Source organism: Serinicoccus sp. CUA-874 (assembly GCF_001942225.1).
Classification (GTDB): domain Bacteria; phylum Actinomycetota; class Actinomycetes; order Actinomycetales; family Dermatophilaceae; genus Ornithinicoccus; species Ornithinicoccus marinus.
Genome location: NZ_MKJZ01000001.1, coordinates 92,752 through 113,161, shown reverse-complemented (window position 1 = coordinate 113,161; position 20,410 = coordinate 92,752). Strand labels below are relative to the sequence as shown.

Annotated in this window: 21 protein-coding genes and 3 pseudogenes; 5 read left to right on the top strand and 19 right to left on the bottom strand. The window is 71.8% G+C overall.

The genetic code is table 11. The annotated features are described in order from the left end of the window. Positions 1-95: 95 nt before the first annotated feature. From BJF80_RS00540 to BJF80_RS00535, 3 genes are read right to left on the bottom strand one after another with little or no spacing between them, the layout of a single operon-like run. Complete coding sequence (locus BJF80_RS00540) at positions 96-419, bottom strand: Rv1322 family protein (protein ID WP_075810806.1); 324 nt, start codon at positions 417-419, stop codon at positions 96-98. 2 nt (positions 420-421) lie between these two features. Further along, positions 422-967, bottom strand: a complete 546-nt coding sequence (locus BJF80_RS17395; RefSeq protein ID WP_083673364.1) for a 3-hydroxyacyl-CoA dehydrogenase family protein — start codon at positions 965-967, stop codon at positions 422-424. Further along, positions 907-2,094: a 3-hydroxyacyl-CoA dehydrogenase family protein gene (locus BJF80_RS00535; RefSeq protein WP_083673363.1), complete on the bottom strand. Its 1,188-nt coding sequence runs from the start codon at positions 2,092-2,094 to the stop codon at positions 907-909. Before BJF80_RS00535 ends, BJF80_RS17395 begins: the two co-directional genes overlap by 61 nt. 42 nt (positions 2,095-2,136) lie before the next feature. On the opposite strand from BJF80_RS00535, the gene nucS reads away from it, so the two are divergent. Genes nucS through BJF80_RS00520 form a run of 3 tightly spaced genes read left to right on the top strand, consistent with a single transcriptional unit; the run spans position 2,137 to position 4,207 of the window. Then, the gene (gene nucS / locus BJF80_RS00530) at positions 2,137-2,832 is read left to right on the top strand and encodes an endonuclease NucS (RefSeq protein WP_022924383.1); all 696 of its coding nucleotides are present in this window, start codon (positions 2,137-2,139) and stop codon (positions 2,830-2,832) included. Positions 2,833-2,873: 41 nt separating this feature from the next. Then, positions 2,874-3,824: a glycosyltransferase family 2 protein gene (locus tag BJF80_RS00525; protein WP_202817119.1), complete on the top strand. Its 951-nt coding sequence runs from the start codon at positions 2,874-2,876 to the stop codon at positions 3,822-3,824. Beyond that, complete coding sequence (locus BJF80_RS00520; RefSeq protein ID WP_075810805.1) at positions 3,821-4,207, top strand: GtrA family protein; 387 nt, start codon at positions 3,821-3,823, stop codon at positions 4,205-4,207. The genes BJF80_RS00525 and BJF80_RS00520 overlap by 4 nt, the downstream gene beginning before the upstream one ends. Before the next feature lie 72 nt (positions 4,208-4,279). Here BJF80_RS00520 and BJF80_RS18045 read toward each other — a convergent pair whose 3' ends face one another. After that, the gene (locus BJF80_RS18045) at positions 4,280-5,056 is read right to left on the bottom strand and encodes a hypothetical protein (RefSeq protein ID WP_075810804.1); all 777 of its coding nucleotides are present in this window, start codon (positions 5,054-5,056) and stop codon (positions 4,280-4,282) included. Beyond that, positions 5,017-5,814 (bottom strand): hypothetical protein, encoded by a 798-nt coding sequence (locus BJF80_RS18040; protein WP_143553917.1) that lies wholly within the window; start codon positions 5,812-5,814, stop codon positions 5,017-5,019. The genes BJF80_RS18045 and BJF80_RS18040 overlap by 40 nt, the downstream gene beginning before the upstream one ends. Positions 5,815-5,896: 82 nt before the next feature. Here BJF80_RS18040 and BJF80_RS00505 point away from each other — a divergent pair, with 82 nt between their 5' ends. Both BJF80_RS00505 and BJF80_RS00500 read left to right on the top strand, forming a co-directional pair. Further along, positions 5,897-7,423 carry a gamma-glutamyltransferase gene (locus BJF80_RS00505; RefSeq protein WP_075810802.1) on the top strand — a complete coding sequence of 509 codons (1,527 nt, stop codon included), beginning with the start codon at positions 5,897-5,899 and terminating at the stop codon, positions 7,421-7,423. A gap of 34 nt (positions 7,424-7,457) precedes the next feature. Continuing rightward, positions 7,458-8,077: pseudogene (locus BJF80_RS00500) on the top strand (cob(I)yrinic acid a,c-diamide adenosyltransferase). Here the strand turns inward: BJF80_RS00500 and BJF80_RS00495 are convergent. The 14 genes and pseudogenes from BJF80_RS00495 to glyA form a co-directional block, all read right to left on the bottom strand. Continuing rightward, on the bottom strand, positions 8,074-8,517 hold the full coding sequence (locus BJF80_RS00495; protein ID WP_075810801.1) for a DUF2550 family protein: 444 nt from the start codon (positions 8,515-8,517) through the stop codon (positions 8,074-8,076). The pseudogene BJF80_RS00500 and the gene BJF80_RS00495 sit on opposite strands and share 4 nt — an antisense overlap. 16 nt (positions 8,518-8,533) lie before the next feature. Next, positions 8,534-8,806, bottom strand: a complete 273-nt coding sequence (locus BJF80_RS00490) for a F0F1 ATP synthase subunit epsilon (RefSeq protein WP_075810800.1) — start codon at positions 8,804-8,806, stop codon at positions 8,534-8,536. Beyond that, positions 8,803-10,145 (bottom strand): annotated as a pseudogene (locus BJF80_RS00485) (uracil-xanthine permease family protein). The gene BJF80_RS00490 and the pseudogene BJF80_RS00485 overlap by 4 nt, the downstream one beginning before the upstream one ends. Before the next feature lie 158 nt (positions 10,146-10,303). Beyond that, complete coding sequence (gene atpD / locus BJF80_RS00480) at positions 10,304-11,653, bottom strand: F0F1 ATP synthase subunit beta (RefSeq protein WP_414899260.1); 1,350 nt, start codon at positions 11,651-11,653, stop codon at positions 10,304-10,306. Positions 11,654-11,776: 123 nt separating this feature from the next. Next, positions 11,777-12,676, bottom strand: coding sequence for a F0F1 ATP synthase subunit gamma (locus BJF80_RS00475; RefSeq protein ID WP_075810798.1), 900 nt, complete (start codon positions 12,674-12,676; stop codon positions 11,777-11,779). Between the two features lie 57 nt (positions 12,677-12,733). Continuing rightward, positions 12,734-14,380, bottom strand: a complete 1,647-nt coding sequence (atpA, locus tag BJF80_RS00470) for a F0F1 ATP synthase subunit alpha (protein WP_075810797.1) — start codon at positions 14,378-14,380, stop codon at positions 12,734-12,736. Positions 14,381-14,459: 79 nt separating this feature from the next. Next, entirely contained in the window at positions 14,460-15,281 is an 822-nt protein-coding gene (locus tag BJF80_RS00465) for a F0F1 ATP synthase subunit delta (RefSeq protein WP_075810796.1), read from the bottom strand. Continuing rightward, entirely contained in the window at positions 15,281-15,835 is a 555-nt protein-coding gene (locus tag BJF80_RS00460) for a F0F1 ATP synthase subunit B (protein WP_075810813.1), read from the bottom strand. The genes BJF80_RS00465 and BJF80_RS00460 overlap by 1 nt, the downstream gene beginning before the upstream one ends. Positions 15,836-15,975: 140 nt before the next feature. Beyond that, on the bottom strand, positions 15,976-16,191 hold the full coding sequence (locus BJF80_RS00455) for an ATP synthase F0 subunit c (protein WP_075810795.1): 216 nt from the start codon (positions 16,189-16,191) through the stop codon (positions 15,976-15,978). 94 nt (positions 16,192-16,285) lie between these two features. After that, positions 16,286-17,104, bottom strand: coding sequence for a F0F1 ATP synthase subunit A (gene atpB, locus BJF80_RS00450; RefSeq protein ID WP_237767357.1), 819 nt, complete (start codon positions 17,102-17,104; stop codon positions 16,286-16,288). 73 nt (positions 17,105-17,177) lie between these two features. Then, positions 17,178-17,363 carry a hypothetical protein gene (locus BJF80_RS00445; RefSeq protein WP_075810811.1) on the bottom strand — a complete coding sequence of 62 codons (186 nt, stop codon included), beginning with the start codon at positions 17,361-17,363 and terminating at the stop codon, positions 17,178-17,180. Between the two features lie 44 nt (positions 17,364-17,407). Continuing rightward, positions 17,408-17,845, bottom strand: a complete 438-nt coding sequence (locus BJF80_RS00440) for a hypothetical protein (RefSeq protein ID WP_075810794.1) — start codon at positions 17,843-17,845, stop codon at positions 17,408-17,410. A 92-nt stretch (positions 17,846-17,937) separates the two neighbouring features. Next, the gene (locus tag BJF80_RS00435) at positions 17,938-19,050 is read right to left on the bottom strand and encodes a glycosyltransferase family 4 protein (RefSeq protein ID WP_075810793.1); all 1,113 of its coding nucleotides are present in this window, start codon (positions 19,048-19,050) and stop codon (positions 17,938-17,940) included. Positions 19,051-19,110: 60 nt separating this feature from the next. Further along, a pseudogene (glyA, locus tag BJF80_RS00430) lies at positions 19,111-20,410 on the bottom strand (serine hydroxymethyltransferase).

Genomic DNA, 20,410 nt, shown 5'->3' with positions numbered 1-20,410 from the left:
GTGCTGACCCCACCGCCGCAAGACGGCCCTGGTGGCGCTCCGCCAGCCCCTTCACGCCAAACCCGCCCCGCGATCGCGCCTTGTTCAGCGCCCTCCTAGGCGAAGGAGCCGCCGGGACGGCCGCGCTCGCGGGCGGACCAGCAGACGGTGTGCCAGTGCCGCCGGTTCTCCGCCTGCTGCATCCCGTCGACCGGCCAGGCGACGGTATGCGCGACGCCGGCGCCGACCTCCTGCTGGCAGCCCGGGCAGCGGTAGCTCCGGCCGCTGTCGTTGGGGCGGACCTGCCGCACCGCCCAGACCTGCCCGGCGTAGCGGACCTCCTCGGGCCCGCGGCGCGGCGGCAGGCCACCTCCCCCGCCACCCGCCCCGGCCGGGCGCCGGGGTCTGCCCCCGCGGCGCGGCCGGTTGGACCGGGGCACGCTCAGCCCGTGAACGGACGGTCGAGCAGCACGTGCTCGATGAGCAGCGGGGAGGGCTCGACCGACTCGCGGGGCAGTCCTCCAGCCTCGGTGAGCTCCTCGCACACGGTGAGGACCTCCTCGGCCCCGATCTGGTCGATCATCGCGAACGGTCCGACGGGGTAGCCCAGCCCGTGCTGCAGCGCGGTGTCGATGTCGGCCACGCCGGCATAGCCCTCGTCGAGCATCCGGACGGCGTCCATGAGGTGCGGCATGAGGAGGGCGTCCACCACCAGGCCCGGGCGGTCCCGGCAGACGACCGGCTCGGCACCGATGCTGGTGACCAGGGCGCGCAGCGTGGCGACCGTGGCGTCGTCGGTCGCGCTCGAGCGCCCGATCTCCACGGCCTGGCCGTTGCCGGTCGGCGCGTGGATGCGCAGCACCGCGGCCTTCTCGGGTCGCCCGGACAGCGCGCCGACGGCCACGGCGAGGTCCTCGTTGACGGTGGTCAGCACGGTCTCCGGGCCGCAGATCTCGCCCAGGACCTCCCAGAGCTCCTGCCCCGGCACCGGCGCGGGCGCGACCCGGTCTCCTCCTCGCCCAGCGCCCCGGCGGCCTCGATCTGGTGCGCCTCGACGACGACCCCGACGTCCGCCAGACCCCGCAGCTCCTCGGTGTCCTGCGGGTCGGAGACCTGGGTCACGGCATACCCTCCGTCGCGCAGCCGGGAGACCAGCTCATCGGCGATCTCCCCGGCGCCGACCACGCCGACCGCCGAGACCGCGGCTGTTGCCGGCGCAGGCCCGTCGTCGGTGTCCGGCACGACCTGCCCGCTGCCGGGCTTGGCGTAGGTGTAGAAGCCCGCTCCGCTCTTGCGGCCGAGCAGGCCGGCGGTGACCATCCGCTCCAGCATCGCGCTCGGCGCGTGCATGGGGCTGCGGCTGTGGGCATAGATGACGTCGCCGATGTGGTGACAGACGTCCAGCCCGACGAGGTCCATGAGGGTGCACGGGCCCATCGGCAGGCCGGCGCCGACCCGCATCGCGGTGTCGAGGTCCTCGCGCGACACGTGCCCCTGCTCCAGCATCCGCAGCGCGGAGACGAAGTAGCCGAACAGCAGGTAGTTGGCGACGAAGCCGGCGCGGTCGGCGACCACCACCGGTCGCTTGCCGATCCGCTCGGAGAGCTCGACCACCCCGTCCCGCACCGAGTCCTCGGTGCGCACGGTCGTGATGACCTCGACCAGCTTGAGCACCGGCGCGGGGTTGAAGAAGTGCATGCCGACGACCCGCTCGGGGTGGGCCGTGCCCGCCGCGATCGCGGTGATGGACAGGCTGGAGGTGTTGGAGGCCAGGACGGCGTCCTGCGCGACGATGCCGTCGAGGGTGGAGAACACCTGGTGCTTGAGGTCCATGACCTCGGGCACCGCCTCCACGACCAGGTCGGCCGGGGCGAGGTCCTCCATCCGGGTGGTGATCGTGACGCGCCCCAGGATCTCGCTCTGCTCGGCCTCGTCGAGCCTGCCCTTGGCCACCGCCCGGTCGGTCGAGGCCTGCAGGATCCCCCGCCCGCGCTCGGCGAGCTCCTCGGTGGTCTCCACCCCGACGACCTCCAGCCCCCCTCTCGCGAAGACCTCGACGATGCCCGCACCCATGGTGCCCAGCCCGATGACCCCGACCGTGGTGATCTGACGCATACCGCGATCATGTCACGCGTCCCGACGGCTAGGGTGAGGCCCGTGCGCGTCGTCATCGCCCGGTGCTCGGTGGACTACCACGGGGCCCTCGAGGCCCATCTGCCGCTGGCCACCCGGCTGCTCATGGTCAAGGCCGACGGGTCGGTCCTCATCCACTCCGACGGCGGGTCCTACAAGCCGCTCAACTGGATGGCGCCGCCGTGCGCGATGGCCACGACCGAGCCGGACGAGGTCGAGGCCGAGCAGGGCGTGGAGCAGGTCTGGCAGGTCTCGCACGCCAAGCGCGAGGACACGCTGCGGGTGAAGATCCACGAGGTGCTCTCCGACACCAGCCACGACCTGGGCATCGACCCGGGCCTGGTCAAGGACGGCGTGGAGGCCCAGCTGCAGGCGCTGCTCGCCGAGCACATCGGCACCCTCGGCGACGGCTACACGCTGCTGCGGCGGGAGTACCCGACGGCCATCGGGCCGGTCGACATCCTGTGCCGGGACGCCGACGGCGCCACGATCGCCGTCGAGATCAAGCGTCGCGGCGACATCGACGGGGTCGAGCAGCTCACCCGCTACCTCGAGCTGCTCAACCGGGACCCCCACCTGGCCCCGGTCGAGGGGGTCTTCGCGGCGCAGCTCATCAAGCCGCAGGCGCGGGTGCTCGCGGGCGACCGCGGCATCCGCTGCGTCACCCTCGACTACGAGGCGCTGCGCGGGCTGGACGACGCCGAGGCCCGTCTCTTCTGAGCTAGCGTGAGCGGCATGCCTGCCCTGTCCGTCGTGGTCCCGTGCCTCAACGAGGAGGCACCCTGGTCGAGCTGCACGGCCGGCTGCACGAGGTCGCCGCGGGCCTGGGCCTGGGCCAGGGAGGGCTCGAGGTGGTGCTCGTCGACGACGGCTCGACCGACGCCACGCTGGACCTCGCCCGGGGGCTCGCCGACACCGACCCCTCCACCGTGGTGCTGCGGCTGTCGCGCAACTTCGGCAAGGAGGCCGCGATGCTCGCGGGGCTGCGGGCGGCCACCGGGGACGCGGTCGCGCTCCTCGACGGCGACCTGCAACACCCGCCCGAGCTGCTGGCCTCGATGTACACCCTGCTCACGACGACCGACGCCGAGCAGGTCGTGGCCCGCCGCGACCGCGCCGAGGACCCCTTCGTGCGCTCGGTGCTCTCCCGGCTCTACTACCGGCTGATCAACGGCCTCATCGAGACCGTCCGCATCCAGGACGGCGTAGGCGACTTCCGGGTCATGAGCAGGGCGTTCCTCGACGCACTGCTCGCGCTGCCCGAGCGCAACCGCTTCTCCAAGGGGCTCTTCTCCTGGGTCGGCTTCCCCACCGCGACGGTGAGCTACCGCAACGTCTCGCGCGGCGAGGGCCGGTCGGCCTGGACGCTGCGCTCGCTGCTCAACTACGGGATCGACGGGGCGCTGGCCTTCAACACCCGTCCGCTGCGCCTGCTCATGCACCTCGGCGGCTGGGCCGTCCTGGCGGCCGTGGCCTACCTGGTCTGGCTGCTCGTCGGCTACCTGCTGCACGGCGTCACCCAGCCCGGCTACATCACGACGATCGCGGTCATCACCGGCCTGTCCGGCGTCCAGCTGCTCGCCGTGGGCGTCATGGGCGAGTACGTCGGCCGGATCTACCAGGAGGTCAAGGCCCGTCCGAGCTACCTCGTGCAAGAGGTCATCCGGCACGAGGACGGAGGCAGTGACGACGGCACCGGCGGGGTCGGATGAGGTCGCTGCTGCGCTTCGTGCTGGTGGGGGTCGCCAACACGGCGGTCTACTACCTGCTCTACCGCCTGCTCCTGCTGGGTATGCCCTATGTCCCGGCGCACCTGCTCGGCTGGTCCGGGGCGGTGGTCTTCTCCTTCTTCGCCAACAGCCTGTTCACCTTCGGGGTGCGCCCCACCTGGCGCCGCTTCCTCGCCTACCCCCTCACGACCGTGGTCAACCTGACGTTCACGACGGTGGGCTCGGTGCTGCTGGTCGAGGCCGCCGGCGTGGACGAGCGCTACGCCACCCTGATCATGGGCATCGCCGCGGTGCCGCTGACCTTCGTCCTGACCCGCTACGTCCTCACGGCTGGTCGGGAGCAGCCCGCTGCCCCGCCCGACTGAGGGTGCGCTGCCAGGTCGTCTCGCAGCCGGTCGTCCGGGTGGTCGCGCGGTCATCGCGGCGCTCGGGGTCGGTCAGCAGGACCCCGTCGGCAGGTCGTAGAAGTGGCGGAGGTCGCAGGCGTAGCGCGCGAGGTAGAAGGCGCGGCGGTAGGCATACCCCTCCTCCGGCAGCTCGGGCACGACGACCTCCCCGGAGCCGGCGGACCGCGCCGCCTCGACCTCGGTCACGAAGGCGTCGTAGGCCGCGGCGTTGCGGGCCGCCCGGGAGGAGGTGACCGCGACGTAGGCGCCCGCCGAGACGACCGCGCCGAGCACGCCGAGCACGAGCAGCGAGCGGGCGGCACGCTCCCCACGGACCCCGCGGTCCGCCAGCGCACCGAGGACGAGCCGCAGCGCACAACCGGCGGCCAGCACCAGCGCCGTGGTCGGCAGGAAGAACGCGCGCTGCCCGCACACCGACGCCACGATCGGCACGCCGGCCGCCACCACGGCCGCACCGGTCAGCGCCAGGACGGGGTATGCCGCCCGCACCCCCCACGCGTGGACGGTCAGGGCCAGCACGCTCACCGGGAGCACCGCGGCGGCGCAGATGGTGAGCACGGCGAGGGCGGTCGCCGGGACGGCGGTGTCGGCGTCGGCGCAGAGGTCGGCGAGCCGGGGCCACCGGCGGCGGACGAGCCACAGCGCGACCCAGGCGGCCAGGCCGGTCACGACGGCGACCCAGCGGGTGCCGCGCCCGGCGAGCACGGCGCCGACCACCGCCAGGGTCCCGAGGACCAGCCACCAGCCGAGGGTGAGGGAGGCGAACATCAGCGTGGTCCGCGACAGCGTCTGCAGCAGCGGCAGCACGAGGTCCTCCTCGGTGGTCCGGCGCCACAGCCCGGGGGCGGTGGCCAGGACGGCGAAGCGGCGAGGGAGACGACCACTGCGGCCCAGGTGCCCCGCTGCCCACGGCCGGGCCGGCGCAGCGCGAGCGCCAGCAGGGTGACCACGAGGGTCGCGACGGCCGACACCTCGTGGCCGATGTGGGCATACAGGACCACGGGGAGTGCCAGCCAGGCGCCCCGCCCGCGCAGCGCGCCGCTGACGGCCGCGGCGGCGACGAGGAAGGACAGCGTCGCGAGCGGGTAGTTGGCCAGGCCGGACACCCACAGCAGGCCCTCGCCGGTCAGCCAGGAGTGCGCCTGGACGGCGAGGAAGGGTAGCGCCAGCCCGAGGGCCGCCCAGGACGCGACGAGGCGCCGGGACCCGCCGGCCATCCGCAGCCAGGGCCAGGTGGCCAGCCCCATGAGCACCATGACGAGCGTCCCGACCACGGCGGCCCCGGGGCGGCCCCCGAGCAGGATCAGACGGGCCACCGCGTCGGCCGCGCGGCCGTTGCGCCAGGAGTAGTCGAAGTGCCACGACGCCAGCCAGCCCTCCACCGTCCGCACGTCGCCCGGCCGCTGGCCGGCCATCGCGTGCAGGACGTCGTCGCCGTGCGGGAAGCCGTGGCGGAGCACGAGCGCCCAGCCGCAGCCGGCCGCGAGCACGGCCACCACGACCGCCACCCTGCCGACGCGGGACGGGGTGGCCCCGTCCACGGGCCGCGCGGGAGCAGTCGTCACGCCGCACACCCTGCCAGAGCCGCCGGCCCGGGCTCGGAGTGGCTCCGGCGGGAGCACCCTCGCCCTGCGGCACAATCGGACCGTGACCCGTCCCGCCGCGATCGCCGCCCCCAACACCTACGCCACCGAGGCCGCCCGGCACGCCCTGGACTCCGGCGGCACCGCGGTGGACGCGGCGGTGGCAGCGATGATGACCGCCACGGTGACCGAGCCGGGCGTCATCTCCACGCTCGGCGGGTGCTTCATCAACGTGTGGGCCGACGGCGCGGACCCGGTGGTCGTCGACGGCAACGTCGAGATGCCCGGCCGCGGCATGAGCGCCGACGTCCGCGGGGCCGGGCTCATCGAGGCCGCCTCCGACTACGGCGGCGGCATGGTCACCTACGTCGGACCCGGCTCGGTCGCCACCCCGGGGATGCTCGCGGCCATGGGCTGGGCGCACCAGCGCTTCGGTGCCGCGCCCTGGTCCGAGCTCATGCAGCCCGCGGCCGACGCCGCGCGCCGCGGCTACCCGCTGGGCCGCACCGCGCAGTCCTACCTCGTCCTCGTGACCGACACGATCCTGGCCTGGGACCCGGCGACCCGCGCGCTGCTCACCGTGGACGGCGGACCACCGCCGGTCGGGCACCACGTCGCCGACCCCGTGCTCGCCGACACCCTGGAGCACCTCGGCGCCGAGGGCGCCGCCACGGCCTACCGCGGGGACGTCGCCCGGGCGATCGACGCCGACATGCGCGAGCGCGGCGGCCTGCTCTCGCTCGCCGACCTCGAGGCATACCAACCGGTCGTCCGGACCGCCCTGCGCAGCCGCCTCGGCCCGTGGGACCTCGGCTGCAACCCTCCGCCGTCGATCGGCGGCCCGGTGCTCACCGCGCTGCTGCGGCTGCTGGGGGCGACCAGCGGCGAGATCGAGCCGGCCCAGGCCGCGCTGGTGATGAAGGAGGTGCTCGACATCCGGCTGGACCGGATCGACACCGCCGAGGACCTCGAGGCCGCCGGCGCCGAGCTGCTGCAGACGCTGCACCAGATCGGGGCGACCGGGCTGCCGACCTCGCCCTCGACCGCACACGTGTCGGTGGTGGACGGCGACGGTATGGCGTGCGCGCTCACCGCGTCGGCGGGCTACGGCTCGGGCATGACGATCCAGGGCACCGGCCTGGTCGCCAACAACTCCCTCGGCGAGCTGGAGCTCAACCGGCTCGGCCTGCACGCGCTGGCACCCGGCACCCGGCTCGCCTCCAACATGGCCCCGACGACCGCCCGCCGCGACGACGGCGCGGTCCTGGCCATCGGCACCCCCGGCGCCGACCGGATCACGACGGCACTGGCCCAGGTGCTCACCCACATGGCCCGGCACGGCGAGGACCTCCAGACGGCGGTGGACCGCCCCCGGATGCACCCGCGCCGGATGCAGGACGGGAGCACCCGGATCGACCACGAGAGCGACGAGGCGATCGCCGCCAGCCTCGACGCCGCCGGGCTGACCCGGTTCGAGCACCCGCCGAGCTCGATGTACTTCGGCGGGGTCGGCGCCGCCCTGCGGGCGCCGGACGGCGTGCTCACGGCGGCGGCGGACGACCGTCGGGTCGCGGCGACCCTGGTCACCTGAGCCACGCGGAGCGGGGCGTGACAGCATGCGGGTCATGGTCAACCTGACGCGCATCTACACCCGCACCGGCGACGACGGCAGCACCGCGCTGGGCGACAACGGCCGGACGTCCAAGACCGACGTGCGGCTGGCCGCCTACGCGGACACCGACGAGACCAACTCGGTGATCGGGGTCGCGCTGGCCTGCGGTGACCTTCCGGAGGAGATCCGGAGCACCCTCGCCCGCATCCAGAACGACCTCTTCGACGTCGGGGCCGACCTGTGCATGCCGCTGCGGGCGAGCTACCCCTGGGAGCCGCTGCGCGTCCGGGCCGAGTGGGTCGAGGAGCTGGAGGCCGACTGCGACCGCTACAACGCCGACCTGCCGACGCTGCGCTCGTTCGTCCTGCCCGGTGGTTCGGCCGGGGCGGCCCTGCTCCACCAGGCGCGCACCGTCGCCCGACGCGCCGAGCGGTCCACCTGGGCAGCCCTCGGGGAGTACGGCGACCAGCCTCGGGCGAGGGCGCGGAGAAGGGCGAGGGCGGAGTCAACCCACTCACCGCGACCTACCTCAACCGGCTCTCCGACCTGCTCTTCATCCTCGCCCGCGTCGCAGCGACGACCGGCACCGGCGAGGTGCTCTGGCAGCCCGGCGGCGGCCGGGAGCAGTCCTAGGCGACCTGGGAGTTCCAGCCCGGGGGGACCGCCTCGACCCAGGAGCGCAGCGCGGTGTAGTGCTGCTCGCCGAGTGCCAGCTCGAAGCGTGCGGTGCCGTAGCGCACCGGCACCCGGATGAGGTGGGTCCCACCGAGGTCGGAGGCGTCCTGCGGGTCCAGCGGACCGGCCACGCCCAGGTCGAGGTTGCCACGCATCCACGGCCCGACGGACAGACCACCCCGTCCCTTGAGGGAGAGGCGGTCCTCGGTGAAGCGCAGCGTGCCCCGGCGCCACCCGTCAGACTCGGCGTCGGCGTCGCCACCGGCGCGGTAGGCGGCGGGCATCGACGGGCAGGTGCTGCCGCGCTGCGCCGCCAGGTGGAAGGAGAACAGCCCCAGTCCCAGGATGACCAGGCCGCCGACGACGGCCAGGAGCACCAGGACGAGGGATGCGGTCATACGGTCAGGTATGCCCTCAGCTCGCGGCCAGCGAGCCGGCGTCGACCCGGTCGGCGACGATGACCACCTTGTCCTCGTCGACGGAGAGGAATCCCCCGTCGATGGTGACCTCCTGCGCCGACCCACCTGTCTGGATGCGGACCTGCCCCTCGACCAGGACCGCCAGCACCGGGGTGTGACCGGGCAGGATGCCGAGGTCGCCCTCGATGCTGCGGGCGCTCACCATCGACGCCTCGCCCTCCCAGACCTTGCGTTCCGCGGCGACGAGCTCGACCTGCAGTGCACTCACGAGTGATGTCCCTTCGGGTGGGTGGTTCGGTCGTCGAGTCTACCGGCTCGCGCCGCGGCCTCGGCACCGGCCGACGGTCCGGTCTCGACCGCCCGGGTCAGCCGGTTGACCGCGTGCATGCCGTGGTGGACCAGGAGTGCGGCGGCGGTGCCGAGCGCGATGCCCTCGAACGTCAGGGCCCCGGCGGACCAGGTGTAGTTGGCGATCCCGACGACGAGGGCGACCGCCGCCGTCGCCAGGTTGATCGGGTTGCCGAAGTCGACCCGGTGCTCAACCCAGATCCTCACCCCGAGGACGCCGATCATGCCGTAGAGCACCGTGGCCGCCCCACCGAGGACACCCGCGGGCACGGTCTGGATGAGGGCCCCGAACTTCGGCAGGAAGGCCAGTGCGACCGCTGTCAGCGCGGCCACCCAGTAGGCCGCCGTGGAGTAGACCCGGGTCGCCGCCATCACGCCGATGTTCTCCGCATAGGTCGTCGTCCCCGAACCACCACCGCGCCGGCGAGCGTGGTCGCGAGGCCGTCCGAGAGCAGGGTGCGACCCAGCAGGTGGTCGAGCGCGTCGGCCGAGTCCCCGGTCATCTGCGCCACCGACTTGACGTGCCCGATGTTCTCGGCGACGAGGACCAGCACGACGGGCAGGAAGAGCCCGACCACGCCGAGGTGGAACTCCGGTGCCATGAGCGGCGGGAGGCCCAGCCAGCGCGCCTCGGCCACCGCGGAGGTGTCGACCTCGCCGCGGAGCAGGGCGACGACATACCCGAGCAGCACGCCGAGCAGGATCGACAGCCGGCCGAGCAGCCCGCGGAAGAGGACCGTGCAGAGCAGGATCGCCACGAGGGTCGCCAGCGCCGTCACCGGGGCCTGCTCGACATTGCCCCAGGCGGCCGGGGCGAGGTTGAGCCCGATGAGCGCGACGATCGCGCCGGTGACGACCGGCGGCATGAGCCGGGCGACCCACCCGTGCCCCACGAGCTGGACGACCAGACCGACCGCCGCCAGGCCGACACCGGCCATGACCACCCCGCCCAGGGCGCCCGCCGGGCCGTGCTGCGACTGGGCTGCGGCGATCGGGGCCAGGAAGGCGAAGCTGGACCCGAGGTAGGACGGCACCTGGCCCGCCGTGACGAGCAGGAAGAGCATCGTGCCGAGCCCGCTGAAGAGCAGGGTCGTGCTCGGTGGGAAGCCGGTGATGAGCGGCACCAGGAAGGTGGCGCCGAACATCGCCACCACGTGCTGCATCCCGATCCCGACGGTCGGCAGCCAGGCCAGCCGCTCCTGCGGCCCGACCACCTCGCCCGGGGCGATCCGGTGTCCGTCACCGTGCACGGTCCACATGGGTCAGGGCCTCCTCGAGGTCACGGCAACCATTCACGGCGCTCGGTGGGCAGGAGAGCAACCATTCGCGGCGCTCGGTGGGCACTGGACAGGCCTTGTGCCCCCGGCGCGGGGGACACAAGGCCTGTCCGGTGACGATCAGACGGTGGCGCCTGCGGTCAGCTGTTCTTCTCCAGCTCGGCCGCCTGCCGCTCGACGTCCTCGAGCCCACCACACATGAAGAAGGCCTGCTCGGGGAGGTGGTCGTAGTCGCCGTCCGCGACCTTGGTGAAGGCCTCGATGGTCTCGCTCAGCGGCACGGTCGAGCCCTCGATACCGGTGAACTGCTTGGCGACGTAGGTGTTCTGCGACAGGAACCGCTGGATGCGACGGGCGCGGCCGACGAGGATCTTGTCCTCCTCGGAGAGCTCGTCGATACCGAGGATCGCGATGATGTCCTGCAGCTCCTTGTATCGCTGCAGGATCGACTTGATCCGGACCGCGGTGTCGTAGTGCTCCTGGGTGATGTAGCGCGGGTCGAGGATCCGGCTGGTCGAGGTCAGCGGGTCCACGGCCGGGTAGATGCCCTGCGAGGCGATCGGGCGGGACAGCTCGGTCGTCGCGTCCAGGTGGGCGAAGGTGGTCGCCGGGGCCGGGTCGGTGTAGTCGTCGGCCGGCACGTAGATCGCCTGCATCGAGGTGATCGAGTGACCACGGGTCGAGGTGATCCGCTCCTGCAGCGTGCCCATCTCGTCGGCGAGGTTCGGCTGGTAGCCCACCGCGGACGGCATACGCCCGAGCAGCGTCGAGACCTCGGAGCCGGCCTGGGTGAAGCGGAAGATGTTGTCGATGAAGAGCAGCACGTCCTGCTTCTGCACGTCGCGGAAGTACTCCGCCATCGTCAGGGCGGACAGCGCGACCCGCAGCCGGGTGCCGGGGGGCTCGTCCATCTGGCCGAAGACGAGCGCGGTCTGGCCGAGGACGCCGGCCTCCTCCATCTCGACGATGAGGTCGTTGCCCTCACGAGTGCGCTCTCCGACGCCGGCGAAGACCGACACACCACCGTGGTCCCGGGCGACGCGGGCGATCATCTCCTGGATGAGCACCGTCTTGCCGACGCCGGCGCCGCCGAACAGGCCGATCTTGCCGCCCTGGACGTACGGAGTCAGCAGGTCGATGACCTTGATGCCGGTCTCGAACATCTGGGTCTTGGACTCCAGCTGGTCGAAGGCCGGGGCCTGGCGGTGGATGCCCCAGCGCTCGTTGACCTCGAGGGTCTCCCCCTCGGGCAGGTCGAGCACGTCGCCGGTGGCGTTGAAGACGTGACCCAGGGTCACGTCGCCCACGGGCACGGTGATCGGGCCGCCGGTGTCCTGCACCTGCGCGCCGCGGACCAGGCCGTCGGTCGGCTGCAAGGAGATGGCGCGGACCATGTTGTCGCCGATGTCCTGGGCGACCTCGAGGTTGACGGTCTTGGTCTCCCCGTCGATCTCGACCTCGGTCTTCAGCAGGTTGTAGAGCGCCGGCATCTGCCCCGGGGGGAACTCGACGTCGACGACGGGGCCGATGATCCGGGCCAGGCGACCCGCGGCGCCTGGGTCTGCTCCGTGGTGGGAGCCTCGGTGGTGGCAGTCATGGCTGCGTGCTTCCTCTCACTTGGCGTCGGCGAGGGCGCTCGCGCCGCCCACGATTTCGCTGATCTCTTGGGTGATCTCGGCCTGGCGGGCCTGGTTGGCAAGACGCGTGTAGGTCTTGATGAGCTCCTCGGCGTTGTCCGTCGCCGACTTCATCGCCCGCTGGCGGGCGGCGAGCTCGGAGGCTGCGGACTGGAGCAGCGCGTTCCAGACCCGGGAGGTGATGTAGCGCGGCAGGAGCGCGTCGAGCACCTCGGCGGCGTCCGGCTCGAAATCGTAGAGCGGGAAGCCGTTCTCCGGGGTCTTCGGCGCCGCGTCCTCCACGACCTCCAGCGGCAGCAGGCGGGTGACCTGCACCTCCTGGGTCACCATGTTGACGAACCGGGTGTAGACGAGGTGCAGCTCGTCGAAGCCACCCTCCTGCGAACCCTTGACGAACTCGCCGATCAGCCGCTCGGAGATCTCCTGCGCGACGTCGAACGTCGGGGAGTCCGAGAAGCCGCTCCAGGAGTCCTCGAACGGGCGGCTGCGGAAGTTGTAGTAGGACTCCGCCTTGCGCCCGGTCAGGTAGGGCACGAACTCCATGCCGGAGTCCTGCACCAGCTCACGCAGCTGCTCGCTGCGCTTGAGCACGTTGGCGGCGTAGGCCCCGGCGAGGCCGCGGTCGGAGGTGATGACCAGCACCCCCGCCCGCTTCGGCGCCTCCCGCTGTGTGGTGAGCGGGTGGTCGACGTCGGCGTGGGTGGCCACGGCCGACGCCGCGTGGGTGATCGCCCGGGCGTACGGCGTCGTCTCCGCGACCCGCTGCCGGGCCTTGACCACCCGGGAGGCCGCGATGAGCTCCATCGCGCGGGTGATCTTCTTGGTCGACTGGACGGACCGGCTGCGCTGGCGGTACTCCCGCTGCTGCGCTCCCATATCTCGCCTCTCTCGTCTTCGATGGTGGTCGTTCGGTCAGCTGGTATGCCCGGCGCGTCAGCTGCGCTGGACGGTCAGCTGCTCCTGGCCGACCTCGTCATCGTCCATGGCCTCGGCCGGGTCCTCCTCGGCGGAGCCGAGACCGACCTCGGCGCTGTCGTCCGGGGTGAACTCGGACTGGAAGGCCGACATGGCGTCGGCCAGCGCCTGCTCGGTGTCGTCCCCGAGCTTGCCGGTCTCGCGCACGCCGTCCAGCAGGCCGTCGTGCTCGCGGCGCAGGAACTCGACCCACTCGGTCTCGAACCGGCGCACGTCGCTCACGGGCACCTCGTCGATGTGGCCGTTGGTGCCGGCCCAGATGATCGCCACCTGCTCCTCGACCGAGACCGGCGAGGACTGCGGCTGCTTGAGGATCTCGACCATGCGGGCACCGCGCTCCAGCTGGGCCTTCGACGCCTCGTCGAGGTCGGAGGCGAACATCGCGAAGGCCTCCATCTCCCGGAACTGCGCCAGGTCGACCTTGAGCCGGCCGGAGACCGACTTCATCGCCTTGATCTGCGCGGCGCCGCCGACGCGGGAGACCGAGACACCCACGTCGATCGCCGGACGGACGTTGGAGTTGAACAGGTCCGCCTGCAGGTAGATCTGGCCGTCGGTGATGGAGATGACGTTGGTGGGGATGTAGGCCGACACGTCACCGGCCTTGGTCTCGATGATCGGCAGCCCGGTCATCGAGCCCGCACCCATCTCGTCCGAGAGCTTGGCGCAACGCTCGAGCAGCCGCGAGTGCAGGTAGAAGACGTCGCCCGGGTAGGCCTCGCGGCCCGGCGGACGGCGCAGCAGCAGCGACACGGCGCGGTAGGCCTCGGCCTGCTTGGACAGGTCGTCGAAGACGATGAGGACGTGCTTGCCCTGATACATCCAGTGCTGGCCGATGGCCGAGCCGGTGTAGGGCGCGAGGTACTTGAAGCCGGCGGCGTCCGAGGCGGGCGCGGCCACCACGGTGGTGTAGTCCAGCGCGCCGTTCTCCTCCAGCGTGCCGCGCACCGAGGCGATGGTCGAGCCCTTCTGGCCGATCGCGACGTAGATGCAGCGCACCTGCTTGTCCGGGTCGCCGGACTCCCAGTTGGTTTTCTGGTTGAGGATCGTGTCGATCGCCACCGTGGTCTTGCCGGTCTGGCGGTCGCCGATGATGAGCTGCCGCTGGCCGCGGCCGATCGGGATCATCGAGTCGATCGCCTTGATGCCGGTCTGCAGCGGCTCGTGCACCGACTTGCGAGCCATGACGCCGGGAGCCTGCAGCTCCAGCGCGCGGCGGCCCTCGGTCTCGATGTCGCCCAGGCCGTCGATCGGCTGGCCCAGGGGGTTGACGACGCGGCCCAGGTAGCCGTCGCCGACGGGCACCGAGAGCACCTCACCGGTGCGGCGGACGTCCTGGCCCTCCTCGATCCCGGAGAAGTCGCCGAGGACGATGACGCCGACCTCGTGCACGTCGAGGTTGAGCGCCAGCCCGAGCGTGCCGTCGGCGAACTCGAGCAGCTCGTTGGTCATCACCGAGGGCAGGCCCTCGACGTGGGCGATGCCGTCACCGGCGTCGACCACCCGGCCGACCTCTTCGCGGGAGGCCGTGCCCGGCTCGTAGGACTGGACGAACTGGTCCAGGGCGTCCCGGATCTCCTCGGGACGGATCGAAAGCTCCGTCATGTGTCTTCTCCTCGTCGTGGCCCGGGCTTGTGGGTGGGCCGGTGCTGTGGGGTCTGTCGTCGTCTGTCGGTGGGTGCGGTCAGCCGGTCATGAGGCGTCTGGCCTGGTCGAGCCGGTGGCTCACGGTGCCGTCGATGACCTCGTCGCCGATCTCCACCCGGATGCCACCGACGACACCGGGATCGATGACCACGTTGGTGCGGACCGCGCGGCCGTACTGCCGGCTCAGGGTGGAGCGCAGCGACTCCTCCTGATCGGGCCGCAGCGGCACCGCGGTGGTGACGACCGCCGTCACCTGGTCCTGGAGCTCGGCGGCCTGCTCGATGTATGCCGTGAGCGTGCGCTCGACACGGGACCCACGGACACCGACCGCGGCCTGCTCCACGAGCGTCACGGTCTCCGGCGCGGCCTTGACCGACAGCAGCCGCCCGACGAGCGAGCGCTTGGCCTCGACCGGCGCGCGCCGGTCGCCCAGGGCCGACTGCAGGTCGGGGGTGGACTCCACGATGCGGCTGAAGCGGAAGAGCTCGTCCTCCACCTGGTCCAACCGACCGGCCCGCTGGGCGTGCACGAGCTGCGCCTCGACGCTGACCCGCTCGAGCGCGGTCGCCAGGTCGGTCACGCCGGACCAGCGCTGGGACACCGTGGCCTTCGCGGCGTGCAGCGCCCCGTCACCGATCTTGCCGCTCAGCAGCCGCTGCGCGATCGCGGCGCGCTCCGACCCCTCGCGCGAGGGGTCGGCCAGGGTGCGGGCCAGGACGGCGTTGCTGTCGACGAGACGGGCGACGGCCCACAGCTCCTCCCCCAGGCGGCTGGTGTCGATCGCGCCGCCGTCGTGCTGCAGCACCTCCTGCAGGCCCTCTCGGGCCCCGTGCATGGAGCGGCGGTAGGCGCTGTCCATCAGCGTGCCTCGTCGCCCGCGCCGGCCTTCTCCGGGGCGATGGCGCCGGAGTCGAGGTCGGCGAGGAAGCGGTCGACGATGCTGCGCTGGCGCGCCTCGTCGTCGAGGGACTCCCCGACGATCTTGCTCGCCAGGGCGGTCGAGATCTGTCCGACCTCGCCCCGCAGCTGGACCATGGCCTGCTGGCGCTCGGCCTCGACCTGCTTGTGCGCGGTCTCGGTGATGCGCGCGGCCTCGACGCCCGCCTGCTCGCGCATCTCGGCGATGATCTGCGCGCCCTGCTCCTTGGCCTTCTCACGGATGTGCGCGGCCTCGGCCCGGGCGTCGCCGAGCTGCTCCTCGTACTTCCGCTTGGCGGCGGCGGCCTCGGCCTCCGCCTTCTCGGCACGCTCCATGCCGCCCTCGATCGCGGACGTCCGGTCGGCGTAGGCCTTCTCCAGGTTCGGGACGATCTTGCTCCTCACGAAGAAGAACAGGATGGCGAAGGCGATCAGGCCGAAGATCAGCTCCGGCACGTAGGGCAGGATCGGGATGGCGTTCTCGCCGGCGCCCATGGGCTCGGCGGCGTCCTCCTCGGCCGCGGCCCTCAGCGCGCCCGCAACGATCGTGGTGTAGTCCACGAGCGGCTCCTCACGTGTGCGTGTCCGTCACCGGGGGGACCGGTCGGCGGACGGGTGTCGGGTGGGGCGGGTGATCAGCCGGTGAAGTAGGCGATGAAGAAGAGCACCAGGCCGAAGATGGCCAGCGCCTCGGCCAGCGCGAAGCCGAGGATGGCGATCGGCTGCAGCTTGCCCTGCGCCTCGGGCTGGCGAGCGACGCCGTTGATGTAGGCGGCGAAGATCAGACCCACGGCGATGGCCGGGCCGATCGTGGACACGCCGTAGCCGAGCAGGGTGATGTCACCAGTCACGTCAGTTTCTCTTTCTGTTGAGGTCCCGGCGCCCGCAGGGCTCCGGAGGCTTCTAGTGCGTATTCAGTTGTGGTGGTCGGGCAGCGGGACGGGCTCAGTGCTCGTCCGCGAGCGCGCCGCCGATGTAGGAGGCGGCGAGCAGGGTGAAGACGTAGGCCTGCAGGAACTGGATCAGCCCCTCGAAGACGGTGAGCAGCAGGCCAAGCCCCCAGGCCGGGAGGGCCACCAACATCAGGCCCGGCTCGTAGGTCTTGAAGAGGTACCACCCTCCGACGATGAAGACCACGAGCAACATGTGTCCGGCGAACATGTTGCCGAAGAGTCGCAGCGCCAACGTGAGCGGCCGGGTGATGAAGAAGGTGATGAGCTCGAGGAAGAGGATGAAGGGCTTGATCCAGCCCGGCAGCCCGCTCGGCAGCATGCCGCCCAGGTAGGCCATCACGCTCCCGGCCTTGCGCAACCCCACCCAGTGGTAGACGACGTAGACCAGCAGCGTCAGGCCGATAGGGAAGCCGATCCGCGCCATGGCCGGGTTCTGGAACGGCGGGATGATGCCGAAGAGGTTGTTGAGGAGGATGAAGACGAAGAGCGAGAAGAGGAACGGCACGAAGGGCATGAAGTCCTTGCTGCCGATCATGTCCCGCGCGATGCCGTTGCGCGCGAAGTTGTAGACCTGCTCGGTGATCCACTGCCCCTTGCCGGGGACGATGGCGGCGCGCCGGGTGGTCATCCATAGCCAGACCATGAGGACGACCGTGGCGATGGCGACCAGAGCCATGGGCCGGGTGAAGTAGTAGTCCGTGCCCGGGATGGCGAACATCGGCTGCCAAAAGTCTCCCGGCGTGGGCGGGAAGTGGCTGTCGTCCCCCGCCATCGGCAGGGCGAGGCCAGCGGCCGTCAAGGTCGCACTCACGCGTTCTCCTCCACACAGTTGTTCGGGGACATCGGGCCCTGCGGGCGGGCAGGGACTGGCCCGGGCACCGGCGTCATGACCTACCGTACCTGAGCCAGATGACGTACATCGACGCCACCATGCCGACCACCACGCCCACGGGCAGCAGGAAGACGGTGCCGAGCCACCGGTCCAGCCCGAGGCCGACGAGGCCGAAACCGGCCGGCCCGGCGAGCAGGTAGGCGATGGCGCCGGTGGCGAGGTCGGTCTGGGCGCTCATACCCTCGACCTCCGGCTCGTGACCGCCGTGCGGCGACGGGGTCCTCACGAGGTCCTCGCCACCGTCGGGAGGTCCAGCTCGGAGCGGGACCGCAGGTATCCCACGACCAGCCCGACCTGGAAGACGAGCCCGACCAGCACGAAGGCCACCACCAGCGGGACGATGACCAGCCAGGCCGTCTGCCCCAGCGCCCAGATGACCCCGGCCAGCGCGGCCATCTGCACCACGAAGACCGCGAAGGCGCCGGCCATGGTGCTGGCCGTCGGGCCGGCGAGGACGCCCCTGATCCCCACCACCCCGAGGGCGAAGACGACGACCGACAGCACCGCCCCGATCAGGGCCGACACCCCGGCCCACTCCCCTGCTGCGGCCCAGGCGAGCAACGGGACCACGACGACCAGCGGAAGGCTTCCGGCCAGGCCGGCCACCAGCATCGTCCGCGCAGCCGGGCGGCTGGCGGTCGCGGCGGGTGTCGAGGTCATGGCGTCACGGCTCCGGGTCTGAGGCGGGGTCGTCGGTGCTTGTGAAAGTTATCACAAGCACCGACGACGCGACGAACCCGCTGGTCACGGCCCTACGGACGCGAGCCATCCGTCACCGCCTCGGGGGCGGAGCGCAGGGTCAGGCCGACCGCCAGCACCAGCAGCCCGAGGATGCCGACCAGGGACACCCAGAACGGCAGGTAGGCGAAGGAGACGCTGCCAGCCGCGACGAGCAGCGCCCAGAGGTAGAGCAGGATCACCGCCCGCCGGTGGCTGTGCCCGATGTCGAGCATCCGGTGGTGCAGGTGGCCCCGGTCTGGCTTCCACGGCAGCTGCCCGGCGCGCGTGCGGCGCAGCACGGCCAGGACCATGTCGAGGAAAGGCAGCGCGAGGATGGCCAGCGGCATGAGTATCGGGAGCAGGATGGCGGTAGCCGCGGACACGCTGGCGACCGAGGAGCTCGGATCCACGGACCCCGTCATCGAGATCGTCGCGGCTGCCAGCAGCAGGCCGAGCAGCAGCGCGCCGGCGTCCCCCATGAAGAGCCGGGCGGGATGGAAGTTGTGGGGGAGGAAGCCCAGGCAGACGCCGACCAGCGCGGCGCTGATGAAGGTGGCCTCGGAGAAGACGTTGGGCGGGTCGAAGTTGCGGCTCGCCAGGTAGGTCCAGCCGAAGAACGCGGCGGCCGAGATGAGGACGATGCCGGCCGCCAGTCCGTCCAGCCCGTCGATGAAGTTCACCGCGTTGGTGGAGATGACGACCACCAGGACGGTCAACGTCACCATGACCGGCTCGGGGAGGACCGTGACGCCCAGGATCGGCAGCGACTCCAGCTGCACGCCGTAGAAGGCCATGATCCCGCCGGCGAGGATCTGGCCAGCGAGCTTGGTCAGCCAGTCCAGCTCGCGGATGTCGTCCATGGCCCCGAGCGCGGTGATGAGGACCGCGGCCGCCAGCACGCCGAAGAGTCGGGGCGTCGCCTCGAAGAGCTGCCCGTGGTAGGGCAGCTGGGAGCCGAGCAGCACCGCCGCCGCGAAGCCCAGCAGCATGGCGACTCCGCCGAGCCGCGGGATCGGCACCGAGTGGACGTCGCGGTCGCGCACCGCCGTGATGGCGCCCACGCGCAGGGCGAGGCGGCGGGCCAGGGGGGTGGCCAGGTAGGTCACGATCGCTGCCGTCAGCAGCACCATCATGAACTCGCGCACCGGCGCCTCTCCCCTCTCGGCGGCTCGCGACGGCGGTGTGCCGCGCGGCCCCGTCCCGAGTCAGCCCGCGGCGGGCTCGGGGTAGGCGGGGTAGGACGTCACGAGCTCGCCGACCTGGGCCCGGATCTCCCGGGCCACCGGGTGCTCCGGGTCGCCGTCGGTCTCGGTGACGGCCCGGTGGATGAGGTCGGCGATGGTGCCCATCTGCTCGGTGCCCATGCCCTGCGTGGTGACCGAGGGGCTGCCCACCCGGATGCCCGAGGCCACGTTGGGCTTCTCCGGGTCGAACGGGATGGCGTTCTTGTTGAGCACGATCCCCGCGGCGTCGCAGCGGGCCTCGGCGTCCCGGCCGGTGACCCCGACGCCGCGCAGGTCGTGCAGGGACAGGTGGGTGTCGGTCCCTCCCGTGATGGGACGGATGTCGCGGGCGTCGAGCGCACCCGCCAGCGCGGCGGCGTTGTCGAGCACCTGCTGGGCATAGGCCTGGTAGGCCGGGGTCATGCACTCGGCGAAGTTGACCGCCTTGCCGGCGACACCGTGCATGAGCGGGCCACCCTGCATCATGGGGAAGACCGCGCGGTCGATCTTCGTGGCGTGCTCCTCCTTGCAGACGATCGCCCCGCCGCGCGGACCGCGCAGCACCTTGTGCGTCGTGAACGACACGATGTCGGCGTGGGGCACCGGCGACGGGATGACCTTGCCGGCGACCAGCCCGATGAAGTGGGCGGCGTCCACCCAGAAGATCGCGCCGACCTCGTCGCGATCGCGCGGAATCGCTCGAAGTCGATGAGCCGCGGGATCGCCGAGCCGCCCGCGAGGATGATCTTGGGCCGGTGCTCCTTGGCCAGCGCCTCGACCTGGTCGTAGTCGATGTCCTCGGTGTCCTGGGCGACGCCGTAGTGCACGGCGTTGAACCACTTGCCCGAGAAGCTCACCTTGAAGCCGTGCGTGAGGTGCCCGCCGTGGTCCAGGGACATGGCCAGGATGGTGTCCCCCGGGGAGGCGAAGGCGCCGTAGACCGCCTGGTTGGCGCTCGCCCCGGAGTGCGGCTGCACGTTGGCGTGGTCGGCGCCGAAGAGCTCCTTGGCCCGCTCGATCGCGAGCTTCTCCACCGTGTCGACCTCGGCGCACCCGCCGTAGTAGCGGGCGTCCGGGTAGCCTCGGCGTACTTGTTGGACAGCGTGGACCCGAGGGCGGCGAGGACCGCCGGGCTCGTCTGGTTCTCGCTGGCGATGAGCTGGATCCCGGCCCGCTGCCGGTCCAGCTCGGAGACGAGGAGCCCGGCGATGTCCGGGTCCTGCTCCAGCAGCGCGGAGAACGAGGGGCCGTAGTAGGTGTCCGGACTCACACGGGTCGTCAT